The organism is Lysobacter changpingensis (assembly GCF_017308985.1).
GTDB classification, from domain to species: domain Bacteria; phylum Pseudomonadota; class Gammaproteobacteria; order Xanthomonadales; family Xanthomonadaceae; genus Lysobacter_J; species Lysobacter_J changpingensis.
This window is the reverse complement of record NZ_JADWPE010000003.1, coordinates 875,966-895,781: the sequence shown is the minus strand read 5'-3', so window position 1 is coordinate 895,781 and position 19,816 is coordinate 875,966. Positions and strand designations below refer to the sequence as shown.

22 protein-coding genes are annotated in these 19,816 nt (G+C 69.8%); 11 read left to right on the top strand and 11 right to left on the bottom strand.

Annotation, left to right across the window (positions count from 1 at the left end):
* Positions 1-30 precede the first annotated feature (30 nt).
* The 4 genes from I4U41_RS11050 (at position 31) to I4U41_RS11035 (ending at position 2,934) form a co-directional block, all read left to right on the top strand.
* Positions 31-1,107: a polyketide cyclase gene (locus I4U41_RS11050; RefSeq protein ID WP_206861166.1), complete on the top strand. Its 1,077-nt coding sequence runs from the start codon at positions 31-33 to the stop codon at positions 1,105-1,107.
* Positions 1,108-1,392: 285 nt separating this feature from the next.
* Complete coding sequence (locus I4U41_RS11045) at positions 1,393-1,770, top strand: DUF423 domain-containing protein (RefSeq protein ID WP_206861165.1); 378 nt, start codon at positions 1,393-1,395, stop codon at positions 1,768-1,770.
* A gap of 1 nt (position 1,771) precedes the next feature.
* Positions 1,772-2,446 (top strand): DNA glycosylase family protein, encoded by a 675-nt coding sequence (locus I4U41_RS11040; RefSeq protein ID WP_206861164.1) that lies wholly within the window; start codon positions 1,772-1,774, stop codon positions 2,444-2,446.
* Between the two features lie 92 nt (positions 2,447-2,538).
* Entirely contained in the window at positions 2,539-2,934 is a 396-nt protein-coding gene (locus tag I4U41_RS11035) for a hypothetical protein (RefSeq protein ID WP_206861163.1), read from the top strand.
* A gap of 33 nt (positions 2,935-2,967) precedes the next feature.
* Here the strand turns inward: I4U41_RS11035 and I4U41_RS11030 are convergent, their stop codons facing one another.
* The 6 genes from I4U41_RS11030 to I4U41_RS11005 all read right to left on the bottom strand — a co-directional run bounded on the left by I4U41_RS11030 (position 2,968) and on the right by I4U41_RS11005 (position 6,520).
* Entirely contained in the window at positions 2,968-3,777 is an 810-nt protein-coding gene (locus tag I4U41_RS11030) for a M15 family metallopeptidase (protein ID WP_206861162.1), read from the bottom strand.
* A 45-nt stretch (positions 3,778-3,822) separates the two neighbouring features.
* The gene (locus tag I4U41_RS11025; protein WP_320415179.1) at positions 3,823-3,999 is read right to left on the bottom strand and encodes a DUF4177 domain-containing protein; all 177 of its coding nucleotides are present in this window, start codon (positions 3,997-3,999) and stop codon (positions 3,823-3,825) included.
* On the bottom strand, positions 3,996-4,184 hold the full coding sequence (locus I4U41_RS11020; RefSeq protein ID WP_206861161.1) for an Arc family DNA binding domain-containing protein: 189 nt from the start codon (positions 4,182-4,184) through the stop codon (positions 3,996-3,998). Before I4U41_RS11020 ends, I4U41_RS11025 begins: the two co-directional genes overlap by 4 nt.
* 10 nt (positions 4,185-4,194) lie before the next feature.
* Positions 4,195-4,482, bottom strand: a complete 288-nt coding sequence (locus I4U41_RS11015; RefSeq protein WP_206861160.1) for a hypothetical protein — start codon at positions 4,480-4,482, stop codon at positions 4,195-4,197.
* 7 nt (positions 4,483-4,489) lie between these two features.
* Positions 4,490-5,365: an SPFH domain-containing protein gene (locus I4U41_RS11010; protein WP_206861159.1), complete on the bottom strand. Its 876-nt coding sequence runs from the start codon at positions 5,363-5,365 to the stop codon at positions 4,490-4,492.
* A 225-nt stretch (positions 5,366-5,590) separates the two neighbouring features.
* Positions 5,591-6,520, bottom strand: coding sequence for an SdiA-regulated/phytase-like domain-containing protein (locus I4U41_RS11005; RefSeq protein WP_206861158.1), 930 nt, complete (start codon positions 6,518-6,520; stop codon positions 5,591-5,593).
* 141 nt (positions 6,521-6,661) lie between these two features.
* Here I4U41_RS11005 and purT point away from each other — a divergent pair, with 141 nt between their 5' ends.
* Both purT and I4U41_RS10995 read left to right on the top strand, forming a co-directional pair.
* Positions 6,662-7,861 carry a formate-dependent phosphoribosylglycinamide formyltransferase gene (purT, locus tag I4U41_RS11000; protein WP_206861157.1) on the top strand — a complete coding sequence of 400 codons (1,200 nt, stop codon included), beginning with the start codon at positions 6,662-6,664 and terminating at the stop codon, positions 7,859-7,861.
* Positions 7,862-7,868: 7 nt separating this feature from the next.
* Positions 7,869-8,306, top strand: a complete 438-nt coding sequence (locus I4U41_RS10995) for a hypothetical protein (protein WP_206861156.1) — start codon at positions 7,869-7,871, stop codon at positions 8,304-8,306.
* A 236-nt stretch (positions 8,307-8,542) separates the two neighbouring features.
* Here the strand turns inward: I4U41_RS10995 and I4U41_RS10990 are convergent, their stop codons facing one another.
* Both I4U41_RS10990 and I4U41_RS10985 read right to left on the bottom strand, forming a co-directional pair.
* Complete coding sequence (locus tag I4U41_RS10990) at positions 8,543-9,784, bottom strand: endonuclease/exonuclease/phosphatase family protein (protein WP_206861155.1); 1,242 nt, start codon at positions 9,782-9,784, stop codon at positions 8,543-8,545.
* Between the two features lie 79 nt (positions 9,785-9,863).
* Entirely contained in the window at positions 9,864-10,598 is a 735-nt protein-coding gene (locus I4U41_RS10985) for an arginyltransferase (RefSeq protein WP_242525122.1), read from the bottom strand.
* Between the two features lie 138 nt (positions 10,599-10,736).
* Between I4U41_RS10985 and I4U41_RS10980 the strand changes: the two genes are divergently transcribed.
* Positions 10,737-11,360, top strand: a complete 624-nt coding sequence (locus tag I4U41_RS10980; protein WP_206861153.1) for an EF-hand domain-containing protein — start codon at positions 10,737-10,739, stop codon at positions 11,358-11,360.
* 101 nt (positions 11,361-11,461) lie between these two features.
* Here I4U41_RS10980 and I4U41_RS10975 read toward each other — a convergent pair whose 3' ends face one another.
* From I4U41_RS10975 to I4U41_RS10965, 3 genes are all read right to left on the bottom strand, one after another.
* On the bottom strand, positions 11,462-12,313 hold the full coding sequence (locus I4U41_RS10975; RefSeq protein ID WP_206861152.1) for a hypothetical protein: 852 nt from the start codon (positions 12,311-12,313) through the stop codon (positions 11,462-11,464).
* Positions 12,314-12,429: 116 nt separating this feature from the next.
* The gene (gene tesB, locus I4U41_RS10970; RefSeq protein ID WP_206861151.1) at positions 12,430-13,341 is read right to left on the bottom strand and encodes an acyl-CoA thioesterase II; all 912 of its coding nucleotides are present in this window, start codon (positions 13,339-13,341) and stop codon (positions 12,430-12,432) included.
* Positions 13,342-13,682: 341 nt separating this feature from the next.
* Positions 13,683-14,255: an N-acetylmuramoyl-L-alanine amidase gene (locus tag I4U41_RS10965; RefSeq protein ID WP_206861150.1), complete on the bottom strand. Its 573-nt coding sequence runs from the start codon at positions 14,253-14,255 to the stop codon at positions 13,683-13,685.
* 111 nt (positions 14,256-14,366) lie between these two features.
* Here I4U41_RS10965 and I4U41_RS10960 point away from each other — a divergent pair, with 111 nt between their 5' ends.
* The 4 genes from I4U41_RS10960 to I4U41_RS18485 all read left to right on the top strand — a co-directional run bounded on the left by I4U41_RS10960 (position 14,367) and on the right by I4U41_RS18485 (position 19,472).
* Entirely contained in the window at positions 14,367-14,882 is a 516-nt protein-coding gene (locus tag I4U41_RS10960) for an MOSC domain-containing protein (RefSeq protein ID WP_206861149.1), read from the top strand.
* Entirely contained in the window at positions 14,879-15,409 is a 531-nt protein-coding gene (locus I4U41_RS10955) for a hypothetical protein (protein WP_206861148.1), read from the top strand. The genes I4U41_RS10960 and I4U41_RS10955 overlap by 4 nt, the downstream gene beginning before the upstream one ends.
* Before the next feature lie 11 nt (positions 15,410-15,420).
* On the top strand, positions 15,421-17,592 hold the full coding sequence (gene rlmKL, locus I4U41_RS10950) for a bifunctional 23S rRNA (guanine(2069)-N(7))-methyltransferase RlmK/23S rRNA (guanine(2445)-N(2))-methyltransferase RlmL (protein ID WP_206861147.1): 2,172 nt from the start codon (positions 15,421-15,423) through the stop codon (positions 17,590-17,592).
* A 332-nt stretch (positions 17,593-17,924) separates the two neighbouring features.
* Positions 17,925-19,472, top strand: coding sequence for a YadA-like family protein (locus tag I4U41_RS18485; RefSeq protein ID WP_206861146.1), 1,548 nt, complete (start codon positions 17,925-17,927; stop codon positions 19,470-19,472).
* Positions 19,473-19,816: the final 344 nt, after the last annotated feature.

Below are 19,816 nucleotides of genomic sequence, written 5' to 3'. Positions count from 1 at the left end.
GACCGGGTCCCGGCCCTCGGAGAAACCTGAATGACCCGCCTGATCGAGATTTTGATTTCCCTGGCCATCGTGGCCGCGCTTTTCCTCATCGTAGGCATCGCGCTGCCGTCGAGCCGTCACCTCGAGCACTCGGTTGAAACCAACCGCAAGCTCACCATCGTGTTCGACAGCCTCAACAGCCTCAAGCGCTTCAAGGACTGGAACCCGCTCGTCCTGCGCGATCCGCGCATCCAGCTGAAGCTCTCCGGTCCGGAATCCGGCGTCGGCGCCCGCCTGGATTACGACTCCCAGGAAAAGGGCCTGCGCCAGGGCAGCTGGGAAATCACCGCCAGCGAACCGGGCAAGCGCGTCGCCTATGCGCTGACCGACATCGAGCCGGGTCGCAACAAGCGCACCGAATTCACCCTGAAGCCGACCGGCCGCGGTGGTCGTAACGTCGAGATCACCCAGACCTACGACGTCGACTACGGCTGGAACCTGATCGGCCGCTACGCCGGCCTGTACGTCAGCAGCAACGTGGGCGAGGACATGAAGCTCGGTCTGTCGCGCCTGAGCAACATGCTGGCCGCCGTGCCGAACTACGACTACGCGGAGCTGAGCAAGGACGATCCGGCCAAGGCGCCGAAGATCGTCGAGCGTCCGGCCGAGAACCTGCTGGTCGTCACCGCCGCGGTGGAGCGCACCAACGACAAGGTCATGGGCCAGATCAACTCCAACATGGAGTGGATCAAGAAGGTCATGGCCGCCAACGGCCTGGAGCCGGCCGGTCCGGTCCGCATCGTGACCAACGAGTTCGGTTCGGAAATGTATTCGTTCGACGTCGCCCAGCCGGTCAAGAAGACGGGCGCCGCCGACGGCGCGCAGAAGCTGGACATCAAGGTCGAGGGCCCGGTGCAGGCCGTGTTCGTCGAGCCGGCGCGCGTGGCGATGGTGCCGGGCTTCAAGGGCCACATGGCCAACCTGCCGAAGGTGCGCGATGCACTGCGCGGCTGGGCGCTGACCCACGGCTACGAGACGGTCGACCGTCCGTACGAAGCCTGGACCGGCGGCATCCCGGCGGGCTTCACCGAGGAAGGAACCTACGACGTGTTCTGGGCCGTCAAGTAAGACGCCCGGCCCACGCCGAAGACGTTTCACCGAACGCGCCGCGGACTCCGCGGCGCGTTTGTGTTTGGGCCGATGCATCGCTCCTGCGAAAAGCGTCGAGGCCGCCGAAACACGGATGACGCCACGACGAAGCGGCGGTTCGAATACGCCCGCCTTGCGCGTGTCGATCCGCGTTGTTCATCCGCAGCACCGTGTCGTTCGCGGGCACGACCGTTTGGCGATGCCACGATCAGGCGCTATCGTGCTCCCTTCGCGCAGCGCCATCGACGCAAAGGGACGATCCGCATGGGCCTCTACCCGAGCACGCACCACCTGCCGCTGTCGGCGCGGCTGATCGCCGCGGCCGGCGCGCTGCTCGCTGCGGCGGCTGTCGCGTTGTCGGCGTATGCCTCGCATGCCGCGCAGGCGGAAGACGTGCAACGGCTGCACAGCGCCGCGCTGTTCGCCTTCGGCCACGGCATCGCGCTCGCCGCGCTGGTGCCGCGCCGGCCGCGTGCGTTTCGCACCGTCGCGCTCGTGCTGTTGCTGCTGGGCACGCTGGTGTTTTCCGGCAGTCTCGCCGGCGCCGTGCTCGCCGGCCTGCCGACGCGGTTCGCGCCCATCGGCGGCAGCATGATGATCCTGGCGTGGGTGCTCTACGCCGTCGATGCACTGAGGCGCTGACGTGCCGCGTTTCTCGCGAGGATTCGACACCGGCGCCGCGCACGCGCACCTGGTCAGACGCGACCGCAGGCTCGCGCGCTGGATGAAGAAGATCGGCCCGATCGAGCCCGATCCGCGTTGGCGCAAGCCATTCGATCCGGTCGATGCGCTCGCGCGCGCGATCCTCTACCAGCAGCTCAGCGGCAAGGCGGCGGCGACGATCGTCGGCCGCGTCGAAACGGCGATCGGCGCCACGCGTTTCCACGCCGACACGCTCGCGCGCATCGACGACGCGGGCCTGCGCGCGTGTGGTGTGTCCGGCAACAAGACGCTCGCGCTGCGCGACCTCGCCGCGCGCGAGGCGAGGGGCGAGATCCCCGACCTTCGCCGCATGAGCGTCATGGACAACGACGCCATCGTGCAGGCGCTGGTGCCGGTGCGGGGCATCGGCCGCTGGACGGTCGAGATGATGCTGATGTTCCGCCTCGGCCGGCCCGACGTGCTGCCCACCGACGACCTCGGCATCCGCAAGGGCGCCCAGCGCGTGGACGCCCTGGAGGACATGCCCACCCCCAGGGCGCTGGCCGAAGCCGGCGAGCGCTGGGGCCCGTACCGGACCTACGCCAGCCTGTACCTGTGGCGGATCGCGGACTTCGCGGCGGCGGCGAAGGAGTCGACGAAGCGTTCCCAGGACTGATGTCCGGCCGGCCGCGACGCCGGCGTGACGCGCCCCGTGCCTAGATTCGCGACGTGGACGGCCGCCGCGCCGTCGCTCCGAGGAGGTTCGTCATGCGATCGCTCCAACGCTCCGGCTTCATCCGCGCCCTGTCGCTCGCCGTGTTGATCCTGGCGTGCCCCGCGCTCGCGCTGGCGGCACCGTCGAACAAGTGGCGCATCCAGGTCAGCAGCGACGCCGACAGCGACGGCGTCGTGGTCTTCCGCGTCGCACCGACCGACGCCGCGCCGGTCGACATCGCCGTGCAGGTGCCCAAGGACGCCCGCGAGAACCACATCGCCCGCCTGATCCGCGACACCCTGCGCGCGCGCCTCGGCGACAGATACAGGATCGAGATCGACGACGGCGAGGACGTGCTGCTGAAGAAGCACTACGGTGGCGCCGACTTCGACCTGACGATCACGCAGAAGACCGCCGCGGGCGTGCGCATCACGCTGGATCGCGAATAGCGGTGTGGGCCGCGCGCAGGCGCCGGAAAACGATCAGCGTCCGCGATACGCCCAATGCCACGGCTCGTACACGATGCCGTGCGGGTTGTCGCGCGGATAGCTCATGACGAAGCCGTAGCCGGCGGCGTTGTCGCGCAGCCAGGCGAAGGCGTGCGTGCGTTCGAAGGACTCCTCGGCGGGCGGTTCGTCCGGCGCGCCGATGTCGAGCGCGAGGCCGGAATGGTGCTCGCTGTAGCCAGGGGCGGCGTTGACGGTGAGGATCTCCTCCACCCCCAGTCCGCGCGCGCGCTTGCGTTCGAAAATGCCGAGCTGGTAATCGTGGCTGCGATAACCGGAGATCGCCTCCAGCACCACGCCGTCGCGCAGCGCGCCTTCGCGCAGGTGCGACCACGCGCGCGCCGCATCCACGTGCAGCCACAGCGGACGGCCGTAGCGATCGAAGCCGGCGAAGGCGAGCCAGTCGGGCTCGGCGACGAGCGACAGGCCGGTGCGCTTGGCGTAGGCGTGGTCGAGGCCGAGCTGCTCGAGCCGTTCCTCGAGCCGGTCGAGCGGGAGTTCGTGGACGTGTTCGAGCCCGGCGCGGCGATGCGCCGGCGCGGCGTCGAGACGGTCGAGGGCGTCGTCCAGGCCCGGCTCGCCGCGCAGCCTGGGCACCAGCGCGAGCAGGCCTTCGGGCAGATCCGCGGCGAGGTATTGGCCGTCGCGCTTGCGCCGCAGCACGTGGCGGGCGCGCGCGAGCGCGCGTGCGTCGAAGTTGCTGCGTGCGCGCAGCAGGCCGCCCGGCCAGATCTCGATCCGGGAGGTGTTGATCAACGCCGTTTTGTGGGGGACGAGGCCGCGCATGCGGGACAGGTTAGCCGGGAGGCGGCGGCGATGCAGCCGCGCCGATCACGCCGGCCGCTTCAGCACCGCGCGCAGATGGTCGAACGGCGTTATCGGCATCACGCTGACCAGCTCCCAGCCCTCCTCGCCGAGGCGGTTGAGTTCCTCCTGCAGCCGTTCGCTGACGGCCGGGCCGATCATGCGCGGCACGATTTCCAACACCTGGTACGTCCACTGGGTCACGTCGATTCCTCGTCGGATGCGGGATGTGGAGTATGCCCCGGCAACCGCCCGGCCTTGCGCAGCGCGTCGCGCAGCACGTATTCGATCTGCGCGTTGAGGCTGCGCAGTTCGTCGTCGGCCCAGCGCTGCGCGGCGGACAGCACCTCGGCGTTGATGCGCAGCGGATAGCCTTTCTTCTCGCTCACCCGGCCTCCGTCAGCGCGGCCCGGGGCGACCGCGGCCGAGCTTGAACAGCAGCACCAGCCCGAGCCCGTTGACGGCCACCACCATCGCCACGATCACCGCCAGTCGCCGCGTTTCGTTGTCGCCCGCCCACACCAGGCCGAGCGCGCCGGCGAGGATCGCCACGCCGACCAGGCGCATCACCCGCGCCAGCGGCGGCGCCGGCGCGCCGCGCGGACGGCCGCGCGACATGAGTGCGGCGGCGACGAACGCGGGCAGGCTGCTGATCGCGAGGATCACCGCAATGACGTAATCGCCCATCGTCGCCTCAGTACAGCGTGCCGGCGTTGACGATCGGCTGGGTCGAGCGCTCGCCGCACAGCACCACCAGCAGGTTGCTGACCATGTGCGCCTTGCGCTCCTCGTCCAGGTTCACCACGCCGTTCTTCTGCAGTTCCGCCAACGCCATCTCGACCATGCCGACCGCACCGGCGACGATCCGCGTGCGCGCGGCGATGATCGCATTCGCCTGCTGGCGCTGCAGCATCGCCTGGGCGATTTCCGGTGCGTAGGCGAGATGGCTGATGCGCGCGTCGATCACGCGCACGCCGGCGTCGGCGAGGCGTTCGGCCAGTTCGTCCTGCAGGTGCTGGCTGATTTCCGCCGCATGGCTGCGCAGCGCGAGCTGGCCTTCCTCGTGCTGGTCGTACGGATAGCTGGTGGCCATCGCCCGCAGCGCCGATTCGGACTGGATGTGCACGAAGCTTTCGTAATCGTCGACGTTGTAGACGGCCTCGGCGCTGTCCACGACCTGCCAGACGATGACCGCGGCGATTTCGATCGGGCTGCCGTCGAGCTCGTTGACCTTCAGCTTGCCGCTTTCGAAGTTGCGCACGCGCTGGCTCACCTTCTTCTTGGCGAGAAAGGGGTTGTTCCAGCGCAGGCCGTTCTCCTTGACCGTGCCGACGTACTTGCCGAACAGGCTCAGCACCGCGGCCTTGTTCGGCTCGACCATGTACAGGCCGAACAGCGCGACGAAGCTCGCCAGTCCCAGCGCGAGCGCGCCGGCAACGCGCGCGCCCGAACCGTCGCCGCTGGCGACGCCCAGGCCGGACAGCAGCAACCAGCCGGCGACCAGGATCAGTGCGAGCAGCACCAGCAGGATCGGGATCCCGGGCAGGGAGTGGAGCGGATTCTCTTTCATCGCGGCGACCTCCATTCGTCGGTGGAGGTTTGATATCAGAAAGATATCAGGTTGCGCAATCGGGACGCGGAGCCGGCCGATGAGCGGCCTGAAAGAAGAGGAACTTGGAGAGAGGAACGGGAAACCAGTCCGCGGAATCCGGCCTCCAGGCGCTGCCGGAGGGGCGGCGACAGGGAAGAGGGTTGCTCCCGCTCGTTTCCCGTTCCGCCCGACGCGTTCCTCGCTTCAGGGCACGATCCGGTAAAGCGGCGCCGGAATGAATTCGCCCGTGGCGTACAGCGCGGTGCCGTCGGCGCTCCAGCCGAGCGCCTCGGCCTGCGGCAACCAGGGCAGGGGGGCGAAGCGCGGCGCGCGCGACACGGCGTCGCCCCAGCCTTCCTCGCCCAGGCGCGGGTAGAGCAGCAGCCAGCGGTAGGTCATGACGGCCATCGTGCGATGGTCGGGCGAGATGTCGGCCGCCGTGACCTGGCTGTCCAGCCGCGCGCGCTGCGGATTGCGGCGCAGTGCTTCGGGCGATGCGCGCGGCACGCCGGCCAGCGCGCCGAGCCGCTGCGCCGTCTGCAACGCGGTGCCGGACGGTTGCAGCGGCAGCGAGAACAGCTCCGGCGGCTGGCGCTTCTTCGACACCAGCAGCACCTGCCCGCGTTCGGCATCGACGGCGACGGCCTCGCAGTCGCGCGGGCCGTCGGGCCAGCGGAAGGCGATCGACCACGCCGGGCGCAGGCGCGCGTTCTCGAGCTTCTCCGGCTCCTCGATCACGTGCAGTTGCAGGCTGCGCCGCAGACCGCCGTTGTCGCCGGTGTCGGCGATCAGCAGGTACGCCTTGCCGTCCAGTTCGAAGGCGGCGATGTCTTCCCAGTCGGTCTTGGTGACGCCTTCCACGCGCAACGTCGCCAGGCGCGTGCCGTTGGTGCTGACCGCGAACAGGCGTTCGGGGTTGCCGCCGTCGTCGTGCATCCACAGCACGTCACGATGGCGGCGCGAGGCGGCCAGGCCGCTGATCTCGTCCATCTGCGGGTCGAGGAGCACACCGGCCAGGCGCGTGCCGTGTTCGGGTGCGGGCGGCGGCTGCGCTTCGCGCGAACACGCCGAAACGGCCATCGCGAGCGCGACGACCATCCATTGGATCAGCAGGCGCGGGTGGGGGCCGGGCATCGGGGCAAGGATCGCATGCCGATACCGCGCGCCGACAGCCCGCATCGGTCGCATCGGCCCGCACGATGTGCGGCCCGCAGGCCGGCGACGAGCCGCCGCCGGTACACTGGCGGTCTTCTTCCCCACGTTCCAGGATCGCGCATGGTCACGCTCGGCACGCCCTTGTCCCCGCACGGTTTCCGCGTGCTCCTGCTCGGCTCGGGCGAACTGGGCAAGGAAGTGGCGATCGAGCTGCAGCGCTTCGGCGCCGAGGTCATCGCCGCCGACCGTTACGCCGACGCGCCGGCGATGCAGGTCGCGCATCGCAGCCACGTGCTGGACATGCTCGACGGCGCCGCCGTGCGCGCGCTGGTCGCGCTGGAACGCCCGCACCTGATCGTGCCGGAGATCGAGGCGATCCACACGCAGACGCTGGTCGAGCTGGAACGCGAATTCGAAGCGCGCGGCAGCGACGTGCGCGTGATTCCGACCGCCCGCGCGGCGCGCCTCACGATGGACCGCGAGGGCATCCGCCGCCTCGCCGCCGAAACGCTGGGCCTGCCGACGTCGAAGTACCGCTTCGTCGACACGCTGGAGGACTACCGCGCCGCCGTGGCCGACGTCGGCATTCCCTGCGTGGTGAAGCCGGTGATGTCGTCCTCCGGCAAGGGCCAGAGCCTGGTGCGTTCGGAGGCCGACATCGATGCTGCATGGAACTACGCGCAGACCGGCGGTCGCGCCGGCGCGGGGCGCGTGATCGTGGAAGGTTTCATCGACTTCGATTACGAAATCACCCTGCTGACCGTGCGCCACGCCGGCGGCACCACGTTCTGCGCGCCGATCGGCCACCTGCAGCGCGACGGCGACTATCGCGAAAGCTGGCAGCCGCAGGCGATGTCGCCGCGCGCGCTGGAGCGTTCGCAGGAGATCGCGCGTGCGATCACCGAGGACCTCGGCGGCTGGGGCGTGTTCGGCGTCGAACTGTTCGTGAAGGGCGACGAGGTGTGGTTCAGCGAAGTCTCGCCGCGACCGCACGACACCGGGCTGGTCACGCTGATCTCGCAGGACCTGAGCGAATTCGCGCTGCACGCGCGCGCGATCCTCGGCCTGCCGATCCCGTCGGTCCGGCAGTACGGGCCGGCCGCGTCGTGCGCGGTGCTCGCGCAGGGGCATGGCGTGCCGGTGTTCTCCGGCGTGGATGCCGCGCTGGCGCAGGCCGACACGCAGCTTCGCCTGTTCGGCAAGCCGCGCGTGGAAGGACATCGCCGGGTCGCCGTGACGCTCGCGCTGGGCGGGGACATCGACGCGGCGCGCGAACGCGCCCGCGATGCCGCCGCCGCGCTCACCATCGAACTGCGCTGAGGTCGCCATGGTCGAGGACGCCAAGCACGATCGTTTCCTGGGTTACGCGGTGTTCCTGTACCCGCAGGCGCTGGAGATCCTGGGCGAAGCCATTCGCCCCTACCTGCACGACGGCCCGCACGGCCCGCACGTGTTGTGCGGCGCGATCGACACCGGCGGCGCGCTGATCGAGATGACGCTGCAGGGCCGCACCGCGGAGGGCCAGGATGTCGAGATCGAGCTGATGATTCCGACAGGCATGGTCCGCATGATCGTGTCGGCGCGCAGCGATGCGGTGTTCGGTTTCGGTCCGCGCGTGTACGCACCGGAGCCGGGCACGTCCGCGCTGCCACCCGCGCCGCTGGCATCGGCGCAGCCGGTGTCGATGCCGGTGGAGTTCGCCAGGCCGGTGGCGGATGCGGTGCCGCCGGTGACCGGGAAGCTGCCGGGGACGCCGGAAGGGTGAGGTTGTTGCTCGTCATCGCGACGATGGCGATGCTCTTGTAGCCCGGGTAAGCGAAGCGCAGCCGGGTTCCGACGCGACCAAGCCAAAAGGAAGGTTGCAGTTTGAGGATGCAGCGCGCTGCGGCGCGTTCATCGTAATCGGACGCCGATTGCACCGGGGCGCGGTGCGCTTCGCTTACCCGGGCTACAACAGCCGGGCCAGCAACACCCGCGCGAACCAACGAACAGATCGCGTGATTACTCCGCCGCCCGCGACGCCGCCAGATCCACCCACACCAGGTGATGGTCGCTGCCATCGGCGATCGCCGCGTCCGCCGACGAAGATGCCGGCCAGAACACGCCGCTGTCCTTCCACGCGAAGCCCACCGACGGCAGCACGTAATCCAGCCGCATCGTGCCCGCCTTCGGGCCGAAGTCGCCGGTCGCGTGCGCGGGCGCGCCGCGATGCGCGAGGCCGGATGCGGTGTACTTCGCCGTCGTCTCCACCGCGCCGTCGCTGCGCGGCGTCGGATGGCGCAGCACGCGCGGGTGCTCGAGCAGTTCGACGATCGCTTCATGACGACCGTCGCCGTCGACCGGGTCGTTGTTCAGATCGCCCGCGATCACGAAGCGCGCATCCCCGGCGAGACCGCCGCAACGGCCGCGGTCGTCGCACAGCCAGGGCTTGTCGCCGGGCGAAAGGTATTCCGACCACAACCGGATTTCGTCCGCATTGCGCGCACCGTTGCGATCCTCGGGGCCGTCGAACACCGGCGGCGTCGGATGCGAGACGAGGAAGTGCACCACGCCCGCCGGCGTGCGCACCGGCACGTCCCAGTGCGATTTCGACGAGAGCCGCAACTGCGACCAGATCTCCGCCGGATACCACGGCGCGTTCGTCCGCGGATCGATCGGCTGGCGCGCGCCGGGCAGGGCGCTCCACTTGAGCAGTTGGAACGTGCGCACCTGCCCGGCGTCGATCGGGAACTTCGACAGCACCAGCATCCCGTACTGGCCGGGATGCAGGCCATAACCCCACGCGTCGTTGCCGCGATCGCGGCCGTCGCCGCCGGCCGTGCCGTTGCGGTCGAGGTCCAGGCCGCTCGGCACCCCGGTGTTCACCGGCGCGAAGTAGCGATACGGATAGCGCAGCGGATCGCCGCCGCCGGGCTGCGCGATTTCCAGGTAATGCCGCTGGAACAGATCGGCCGCGCGGCCGTCGGGATCGAAATCGAATTCGTTGAGCAGCACCAGGTCCGGACGCACGCGCTGCAGCACGGCGGCGATCTTGCGCGCGCCGCCGTCGCCCGATTCGAGGCGGCGGACGAGTCCGCCGGTGTCGTCGTCGTAGAGCGAGGTGTTGTACGTCGCCACGCGCAGCGTCGCGTCGTCGCTCATCGCACGCGCCCACGCATCGGGATCGCCCTTGACGTTGACCTGCACGCAGGCGGTGAGGAGAAGCGCCAGCGGCGCGGCGAGGAAGAGGGGGAGTCTGGACATCGCGCGATTCTGTCACGCGTGCGCGCCAGCCGGATGACAGCGCGTGGCGACGCGATGCGGGCGATCGGGTGCGTGGCGCTCAGGGCAGGTCGTGCCATTGGCGGCCGTCGAAGGCTTCCAGCGGACGGAAGCGCCGCTTGTAGTCCATCTTCGGGTGGCCGTCGATCCAGTAGCCCAGGTACACGTGGCGGCGGCGTTCGCGGCGCGCCCATTCGATCTGCCGGAGGATCGCCAGCGTGCCCAGCCCGCGCCCGGCTTCGTCGGGATCGTAGAAGGTGTAGACGGCCGACAGCGACACATCGGTGCAATCGGTGACCGCGACCGCGAGCAGCTTGCCGGGGCCCTGCTGCGAGGGATCGCGCAGTTCGAGGAAACGGCCTTCGCTCCAGCTGCCGATCAGGAACTGGTCGAACTCCGCCGCGCCGTGGCCGTCCATGCCGCCGCCGGCGTGGCGCGAGGCGAGGTAACGCCGGTACAGCGCGAGCTGTTCGCCGGTGCGATGCGCCGGCAGCACGCGCATTTCGACCGATGCGTTGCGCGCCAGGCAGCGGCGCTGGCTGCGGTCGGGCACGAAGCGGTCCACCGGGATGCGCACCGCCACGCAGGCGCGGCAGCCGGCGCAATGCGGGCGGTAGACGATGTCGCCGGAGCGGCGGAAGCCCCAGCTCAGCGCGTGCGGATACCAGTGGCGCAGGCGCGGATCGCGCGGGTCGAGCACCAGGTCGCGCGCGGCACGCTCCGGCCAGTAGCCGCATGCGTGTTCGCCCGTGTGGAACAGGCGCAGGTCGTCGCTGTCCTGCGGTTCGGTGCCCATGCACGCAGCATAGCGCTGCCGCACGTGAGGGCAACGCTGTCGCCCGACTGAACGCGGCCGGCACGACGTCAACCGGGCGATGCGGTGCGCGTTGACTGGACATCGGCGCCGCCCGGTGCCGCTCCCAGGAGCCATTCCATGACTCGCACCACCCTGTCCGTCCTGCTCGCCACCGCCGTCGCCGCGACCGTCGCCGGCGCTGCCATCGCCGCACCGCAGGGCGGCGCCACGCGCGTGAAGATCGACGCCAACAACGATGGCGTCATCGACCGCACCGAAGCCGCCGCGCATCCGCGCCTGGCGTCGTCCTTCGACCAGCTCGACAAGAACCGCGACGGCAAGCTCGACCAATCCGAACGCCCGCATCGCAAGGGCCATGGCGGCCGTCATGGCGGCCACGGCGGCGGTTACGGCCACATCGTGAAGGCCGACGCCGATGGCGACGGCCGCATCAGCCGCACCGAAGCGGGCTCGCTGCGCTTCATCAACGAGAAGTTCGCCGACATCGACGCGAACCGCGACGGCTACATCGTCCGCAGCGAGCTGACGAAGTACCACGAGCGCATGCGTCCGCAGCACGAAGCCGAACGCGCCAAGCGCGCGGAAGAGCGTTTCGCGAGCGCCGACCTCAACAAGGACGGCAAGCTCAGCCGCGTGGAAGTCAGCGAGAAGATGCCGCGCCTGGAGAAGGCGTTCGCCTTCATGGACGAAGATCGCGACGGCTTCCTCACCCGTGCGGATCTGGCGCCGCGCAAGCGCTGAGTCGTTCTGTTGCAGGCGGCGCGAGCGACCACGCTCGCGTCCGCAATGCGCTTATGCCTTCAAACGCCGAGAACAGCCCAACTCCCGCGTTCGCCGAAGCATCACATGGCCACGTGCTTCAACGTCCGCGCCACCTGCCACCCGCTTTCCGCCTGCTTCACTTCCAGCGTCTTGTACGACCCCGACAGCCGGTGGTGGTACGCGGTGAATTCCAGCACGCCGGTCACGCGGCCCTGGTCGTCGCGCGACTGCGGGCGGAACGCGTGCACGTCCGCGAGCAGCGCGGGCTTGCCGCTCGCACGGTGGCGGCTGCCGACCTCGTCATCCGGATTGCGCACGCATTGCGAAGCCGGCACCAGTTCGCGCCGCCGCGGTTCCAGCACCAGCGGCTGCATCGCCTGGATCAGTTCCGGCGACGCATCCTGGCCGTCGATCGACAGGCACACCACGCCGATGCGCGTCTTCGGCAGTTCCTGCGCGAACACCGCCGCCGCCAGCGGCTGCGGGATCTGCGCGGGCGTGCCGTCGAGCGGATGCGTCTTCAGCGCTTCGGTCGGAATGTCGGTCTTCAGCGCGTTCATGATCGCCAGCCCGCCGACGACCACGATGCCCGCCATCAGCACCAGCTTGATGCGCAGCGCGCGCGACTGGGCCTTCCTGCGTGCCGGCGTCTCGTCGGAATTCAGGCGGAAACTCGGCCCGGCGAAACTCTCGCGCGTGGTTTCCAGCAGCCCGGCCTCGCGCAGGATCTCGCGCGCCTTGACCGTGTCGTCCGAGCGCACCACCCACACCGCCGGCTTCGGACCGCCTTCGTCGCTGTAGCTGAAGGTGCCGCGGCGTCCGCCCTTGTACGAACGCCCGTTGGTGATGCGCACCTCGATGTCCGCATCGCGCAGCATCTGCGCGACGGATTCGACGTTTTCGAGGCGCTGGCTGGAGAAGACCTGTCTCATGGGCGCGGGATTCGGGATTCGGGATGGGGGATTCGCAAGAGCATGGCGTGGGTCCTACGTGCGTTGTCGCCGGTGCGGAAGCGAGGCGTCGTGGCGTTCACGAATCCCGGCGCCGATCACTCCTTCGCCGGCACGTGCCCCGCCGCGGCCGCGTCCTTCACCACGCGGATCAGGCCTTCCTGCGCGGTGCTGGCGACCAGGTGCCCGGCGCGGTCGAAGATCTGCCCGCGCGCCAGGCCGCGGCTGCCCTGCACGCTGGGGCTGTCGATGGAGTAGAGCAGCCAGTCGTCGGCGCGGAAGGGACGATGGAACCACAGCGCATGGTCCAGCGAAGCCATCTGCACGTTCGGCTGGTAATAGCTGATGCCGTGCGGGAAGGTCGCCGTGCCCAGCAGGTGGAAATCCGACGCGTAGGCGAGCAGGGCACGGTGCAGTTCCGGTGCATCGCCGACGCGTTCGGTCAGGCGGAACCAGAACTGCTGGTACGGCGGGCGCTTGGGCGGGTTGAGTTCGTCGCGCGGGTAGACGTGGCGGAACTCGAACGGCCCCCTGCGCGAAAGCCAGCGCTGGATCTTGATCGGCAGCGTCGCCATCACGTGCTCCGGCACGGCCGGCGCGGGATCGATGTCCTCGGGCTTGGGCACCTCGGGCATGGAGAGCTGGTGCTCGCCGCCGTCCTCGTCCTGCTGGAACGAGGCGGCCATGAAGAAGATCACCTCGCCGTGCTGGATCGCGGTGATGCGCCGCACCGAGAAGCTGCCGCCGTCGCGGGTGCGGTCGATCTGGTAGACGATCGGCGCGGCGATGTCGCCGGCGCGCAGGAAATAGGCGTGCAGCGAATGCGCCGCGCGCGGGACCTGCATCGTCGCCTGCGCGGCCGAGAGCGCCTGCCCGAGCACCTGCCCGCCGAACACGTACTTGGTGCCGATGTCGCGGCTCTGCCCGCGGAAGAGGTTGTCCTCCAGCCGCTCCAGCGAGAGCAGTTCGACCAGTTCGTGAACGACTTGCTCGTTGGCGGGCGAGGTCATGCGCAGGCTTTGTCGGAGGCGGGACGGAAGTATACCCGGGGGGGTTGGTCGGCTTTTTTGCGGGTGCCTGGGCCCCTCTCCGCCGCGAGAGGGGTTGGGGTGAGGGCCGGGGCGTGCGATCACGCGCGCACCCGCGGTGGCTTGACGACTCGCGCGCAGGGGGAAAGTCAAAACGGGTTCGAGCCCCCGCTGCAATGACGGGCAACGCCAGCGGGTTGTCGCCGGGGTAAGCGAAGCACGCCCGGGAGGCGCTGCGGTTCCCCGGGTGCGCTTCGCTTACCCGGGCTACAAAGGCTGCTTACCCGGGCGACAAAGGCTCCGTCATTCGCAGCGAAGGATCGCTACGGCACCCGTCGCAACCCCACCGCCCCCATCACCCGCTCCCACGGAAACATCGGCCCCGGATCGCGCTTGCGATGCACCAGCACATCCGGATCGTCGGTCGCGCGCACCTGCGTCGTATCCAAGTCCTCGTGCCCCGCGATCGAGCGCAGCGACGGCAGCTCGCCTTCCAGCCAACGCAGCAGCGCGATCAGTGCTTCGATCTGCGCGGCCGTATACGCCTCGTCCATCGCCTGGCGCGATGCCGCCAGCCAGTCCGGATACCGCCCGCGGTTCACCAGCTCGATGCCGACCGCCCGCGTGTTGTGCCCGCGCACGTGATGGGCGATGCGGTCGAGCGCGACGTACTGGTGCACGCTGCCGTCGCGATCGATGTAGTAGTGGCCGCTGTTGCCGGTGCGCGAACCTTCGTACAGCTCTTCCTCGCCGAAGCGCCGCGCCATCGCGAGGTCGGGAAGTTCCGTGCAGTGGATGACGACGAGGTCGATCTGGTCCAGCGATCGCGCCTCCAGCCGTTCCTGGTAGGGCAGCGGATCGAAGGCGATGGGCGGGGCAGAAGGGGCGGGCGACATGGGGCCGGATGCTACCATTCGCCTCCCGCGCGCCATGCGCGGCGCCCCAGCCTCCGCTGGGCAACTTCCCGCCCGCGCCCGTCGCGGTCCGACCCCCGGACGGAACCGCCCATGAAACTCCCGCCGCCCGACTCCGAGCTGGGCAAGCTGATGGCCACGCTGCCGCAAACCGGCGCGGTGGAATGGATCGGCCTGCGACCGAAACGCGACGTCGCGATGGACGAAGTGACGGAAGTGGTGGCTGAAACCGGCGCCGGCCTCGTCGGCGACCGCTACGCCGGCGGCAGCGGCAAGCGCGGCATCACGCTGATCCAGGCCGAACACCTGCCGGTGATCGCCGCGTTGTCGGGCCACACGTCCGTGCCGCCGGCGATGCTGCGCCGGAACCTCGTCGTCTCCGGCATCCCGCTGGTGGCGTTGAAGGGCCGGCGGTTCCGCGTCGGCGAGGTCGTGCTGGAAGGCACCGACCCATGCGATCCATGCTCGCGCATGGAAGCCGCGCTCGGCCCCGGCGGTTTCAATGCGATGCGTGGGCACGGTGGCCTGTGCGCGCGCATCCTGCAGGGCGGCACGATCCGCCGCGGCGACGCGGTCGTCGCGATCCACGAACCAGACTCCAACGAATGAACGCACCCGGACACTGCATCCTTTCCCACGGCTTCGAGAGCGGCCCGGACGCCACCAAGGTCGCCGCGCTCGCCGACGCGGCGCAGCGGCTGGGCTGGACCCACGAGCGCCCCGACTACACCGACCTGGATGCGAAGCGCGAAGTGAGCGAACTCGGCGACGTGCCCGCGCGCGTCGAACGCCTCCTCCGCCTGGCGCAGGCCGCCGCGACGCGTGGGCCGGTGGTGCTGGCCGGTTCGAGCCTGGGCGCGTACATCTCCGGCCTCGTGTCGCTGAAGGTGCCCACGCTCGGCCTGTTCCTGATGGCACCGCCGGTACGCATGGGCGAGGCGCCGCGCCTGACCGCCGCGAACGTGCCGACCTCGATCATCCACGGGTGGAACGACGAACTCATCGCGCCGGCCGAAGTCGTCGCCTGGGCGTACGCGCGCAGTGCACGGCTGCTGCTGGTGGACGACAGTCACCGCCTTTCCAACCATGTCGAAGCGAGCGCCGAGGCCTTCGCCGCGCTGCTCGCCTCGCTCTGAGCAACATGCACATGAAGTTCTTCGCCAGCTGCGGCAAAGGCCTGGAATACCTGCTCGCCGACGAGCTGGCCGCGCTCGGCTGCGCGCGCGCCACCGCGGCCATCGCCGGCGTCAACGCCGAGGGCACGCTCGCCGACGCGCAGCGCGCCGTGCTGTGGTCGCGCCTGGCCAGCCGCGTGCTGTGGCCCATCGGCGAGTTCGACTGCCCCGACGAACACGCGCTCTACGCCGGCGTCGCCGCGATCGACTGGACGCGGCACCTCGCGCAGGGCGACACGGTCGCGGTGGACGCGCACGTCTCGGGCGAGGCGATCACGCACGCACGCTACGCCGCGCAGCGCGTCAAGGACGCCATCGTCGACGTGATGCGCGGCAAGACCGGCACGCGTCCGGACGTCGACGTCGAATCGCCCGGCCTGCGCGTGAACCTCGTGCTGCGCAAGGGTCGCGCGATCGTGTCGATCGACCTGTCCGGCGGTCCGATGCACCGTCGTGGCTGGCGCACGAAGCAGGGCGAGGCACCGCTGAAGGAGAACCTCGCCGCCGCCGTGCTGATGCGCGGGCAGTGGACGAAGGTGTACGCAGAAGGTGGATCGCTGCTGGATCCGATGTGCGGCAGCGGCACGCTGCTGATCGAAGGCGCGCTGATGGCCGCCGACGTCGCACCGGGATTGCAGCGACACGGCCACGATGTGCCGACGCGCTGGCCAGGTTTCGACACCGCTGCGTGGAGCACGATGCTGGACGACGCGCGCAAGCGCGAAGCGGCCGGCATGAATTCGCTGCGCGGGGCGTTCTTCGGCCGCGACACCGACCCGCACGCGATCCGCGCGGCACAGGACAACGCGGTGCTGGCCGGTCTGGCCGGGCTCATCGATTTCCACGTCGGCGACATCCGTTCGCTGGACCATGCGCCGGGCGCGCAAGGCGAAGACGCACGCAACGGCCTGGTCGTCTGCAATCCGCCTTACGACGCGCGCCTCGCCGCCGATCCCGCGCTGTATCGGGCGCTCGGCGATGCGCTGAAGCGCGCGACGCCGCAGTGGCGCGCGAGCCTGTTGTGCGGCGATGCGGAACTCGCGTTCGCCACCGGGCTGCGCGCGCAGAAGAAGTACCAGGTGTTCAACGGCGCGATCGAATGCACGCTGATCGTGTGCGATCCCATCGCGCCGGCGCAGCGTCGTCGTACCGACGACACCGGCGCGGAAGTGGCGCCCACGCTGTCGGAAGGCGCACAGATGGTCGCCAACCGCCTGCGCAAGAACCTGCACAAGCTCAAGCGCTGGCGCGAACGCGAAGGCGTCACGTGCTATCGCGCGTACGATGCCGACATTCCCGAATACGCTGCGGCGATCGACGTCTACACGACCCACGAGCAGACCCCGCGCACCTTCCTGCACGTGCAGGAATACGCCGCGCCGCAGGAGATTCCGGAGAACGTCCAGCGTCGTCGCCTCAACGAACTGCTGGCCGCCGCGCGCAACGTATTCAACGTGCCGCGCGAGAACGTGGCGCTGAAGACGCGGGCACGCGGCAAGGGCGGCAGCAAGTACGGCGCGATGGATTCGCGCGGCGAATTCGTCACCGTGCGCGAAGGCGACGTCCTGCTGCGCGTGAACCTGTTCGATTACCTCGACACCGGCCTGTTCCTCGACCATCGCCCGATGCGCCTGCGCATCGCTGAGGAAGCGCACGACACGCGTTTCCTCAACCTGTTCGGTTACACGGGCGCGGCGACCGTGCACGCGGCCGTCGGCGGCGCGCGACTGACCACGACGGTCGACCTGTCGGCCACGTACCTGGAATGGTGCGCCGACAACCTGCGCGAGAACGACATCGGCGGCACGCGCCATCGGCTCGTGCAGGCCGACGCGCTGACGTGGCTGGAAGCGGACACGCACCAGTACGACCTGATCTTCTGCGACCCGCCGACGTTCTCCAACTCCAAGCGCGCGCAGGACTTCGACGTGCAGGGGCAGCACGTGCGCCTGCTGCGCGCGGCGGTGGAGCGCCTGGCCGACGGCGGCGTGCTGTATTTCTCGAACAACTTCCGCCGGTTCCGCCTCGACGAGGCGAGCGTTGAAACCTTTGCGAAGGTCGAGGACGTCAGCGCCCGCACGATCCCGCCGGATTTCGAACGCGACGCGCGCATTCATCGTTGCTGGCGCATTACCCGTAGATAAGCTGACCCACGAACGGGCTCGCGTCGCGGCGATGACACGAGCTGGGCGAGCGTCCTTCATCGGCATTGAACGGGCGCAGGCGTAAAGCTCAGCCCGCTCGAACGTCAGGCGCGTGATCGCGTGGTGATGCGCGCGCGCAGGGGTTCGGCGACGCCGCCATCCGTCGGCGCCGATTGCCTCGGGAGCGCGCCATGATCCGCCTTCGAACCGCATCGCCGCGTCCACTGCGACCGGCCGTGAAGTGCCTCGTCCTGCTTGCGGCCTGCGCCGGAACCTGCCTCCCGGACCGCGTCCGGGCGCAGGAAGCGTGCAACGGTCCTACCGGACAGACGGTGATTGCCGTCGGCACCGGCGCGTTCGTCTGCGGCACCGGCGCGACCGCCGGCGCGGACAACGCCGTGGCGCTCGGCACGCAGGCGCAGGCGCTGGCGACGCTCTCGCTTGCCGCGGGTTTCAACGCCATCGCCAACGCGGGCGGCGCGAGCGCGCTTGGGGCGAACACGCTGGCCTCCGGCGCCAGTTCCGTCGCAGTGGGGCACGTGGCGATCGCCAACGGCGACGACAGCGTCGCCATGGGGCACGAGGCGATCGCCGTGGCGGACCAGGGCATCGCCGTCGGCCTGCGTTCGCGCGTCGGCCTGGACGCCTTCGCTGGCGTGGCGATCGGGCGCGATGCCTTCGCGGACCAGGAATCGGCGATCGCGCTGGGGTCTGCCGCGCAGGCGTTGGGCATCGGCAGCCTGGCGCTCGGCGCGAGCGCGCAGGTCGTGCACGACGGATCGGTCGCGCTCGGACTGGCGTCGATGACCAGCGTCGGCGCGCAGACCGGATACGCCGCGTTCGCGCTGGCCGCGCCGCAGACCTCCGTCGGCGAAGTGTCGATCGGCAATCCGTCGGGCAGTCGCAAGCTGACGCACGTCGCCGCCGGCAGTGCGGACACCGATGCGGTCAACGTCGCGCAACTTCGTGCGGTCCAGGTGTCCGCGGGCGATGCGTTGCTGTGGGACGCGGGCGCCGGAGCGTTCAGTGCGAACCATCTGGGCGCGGGACCAAACCGCATCGTGAACCTGGGCGCCGGGCTTGTCGCCGCGGGCAGCACCGAGGCGATCAACGGCGGCCAGCTGTACGGCGCACTTTCCAGCGTGAGCGGCGCGCTCGTCGGCGACAGTTCGCTGGTGAACGGCGGCGTGCTGCTGGCGCCTCAGTTCGTGCTCGGCGGCAACGTGTTCAACGACGTCGCATCGGCCCTGCAGTTCCTCGACGCGCAGGGTGGCGCCAGTGATGCGCGCTTCACCGCGCAGGACGCCGCGCCGGCGAGCGCGAGCGGCAGCAATTCGGTAGCCGCCGGCAGCAACGCGCAGGCGAATGCGCCCAACAGCGTCGCGCTCGGTGCCAACTCGGTGGCCGATCGCGCGAACACGGTGTCCGTCGGCGCGGCCGGTGCGGAGCGCCAGGTGGCGAACGTCGCCGATGGCGCGTCCGGCACCGACGCGGTGAACGTGCGGCAGATGCAGGCGCAGTCCGTGACGACGCTCAACCAGGCAAACGCCTACACCGACCAGCGCGTCACCGAAATCGTCGCGGTGCCGATGCAGGCCATCGAGGACCTGCGCGGCCAGGTGGACGACCAGTTCCGCCAGACCGACCGTCGCATCAACCGCCACGGCGCGATGAACGCCGCGATGGTCCACATGGCGTCCAGCGCGGCGAACATCCAGACGACGAACCGCGTGTCCGTGGGCGCCGGCTATGCGGAGGGGCAGGAGGCGCTCGCGGTCGGCTACCAGCGCCAGCTGAAGCCAAACGTGTCGGTCTCGCTGGGCGCGGCGTTCAGCGGGAGCGAGCAGTCGGCCGGCGCGGGCATCGGCATCGGGTGGTGATGGATGACGTCGCTTCCTTCTCCTTCCCCTGCGCGCAGGGGAGGGTTGGGGAGGGTGAAGCTGCGAAGCAGCGAGCTCGGCGCGTCGAGCAAAAAGCCTCGCGTCCCGAGCTCCGAGTTCGGCGCTTCGATCAAAAAGCTCCGCGTTCCGAGCTCCGGGCTCGGCGTGCCGGGCAAAAAGCTCCGCGTCCCGAGCTGCGAGCTCGGCGTTTCGAGCAAAAAGCTCCACGTCCCGAGCTCTTGGCTCGGCGCGTCGAGCAAAAAGCCTCGCGGCCCGAGCTCCGGGCTCGGCGTGTTGAGCAAGAAACCTCGGGCCCCGAGCTCCGAGCTCCGCCTGTCGGGCAC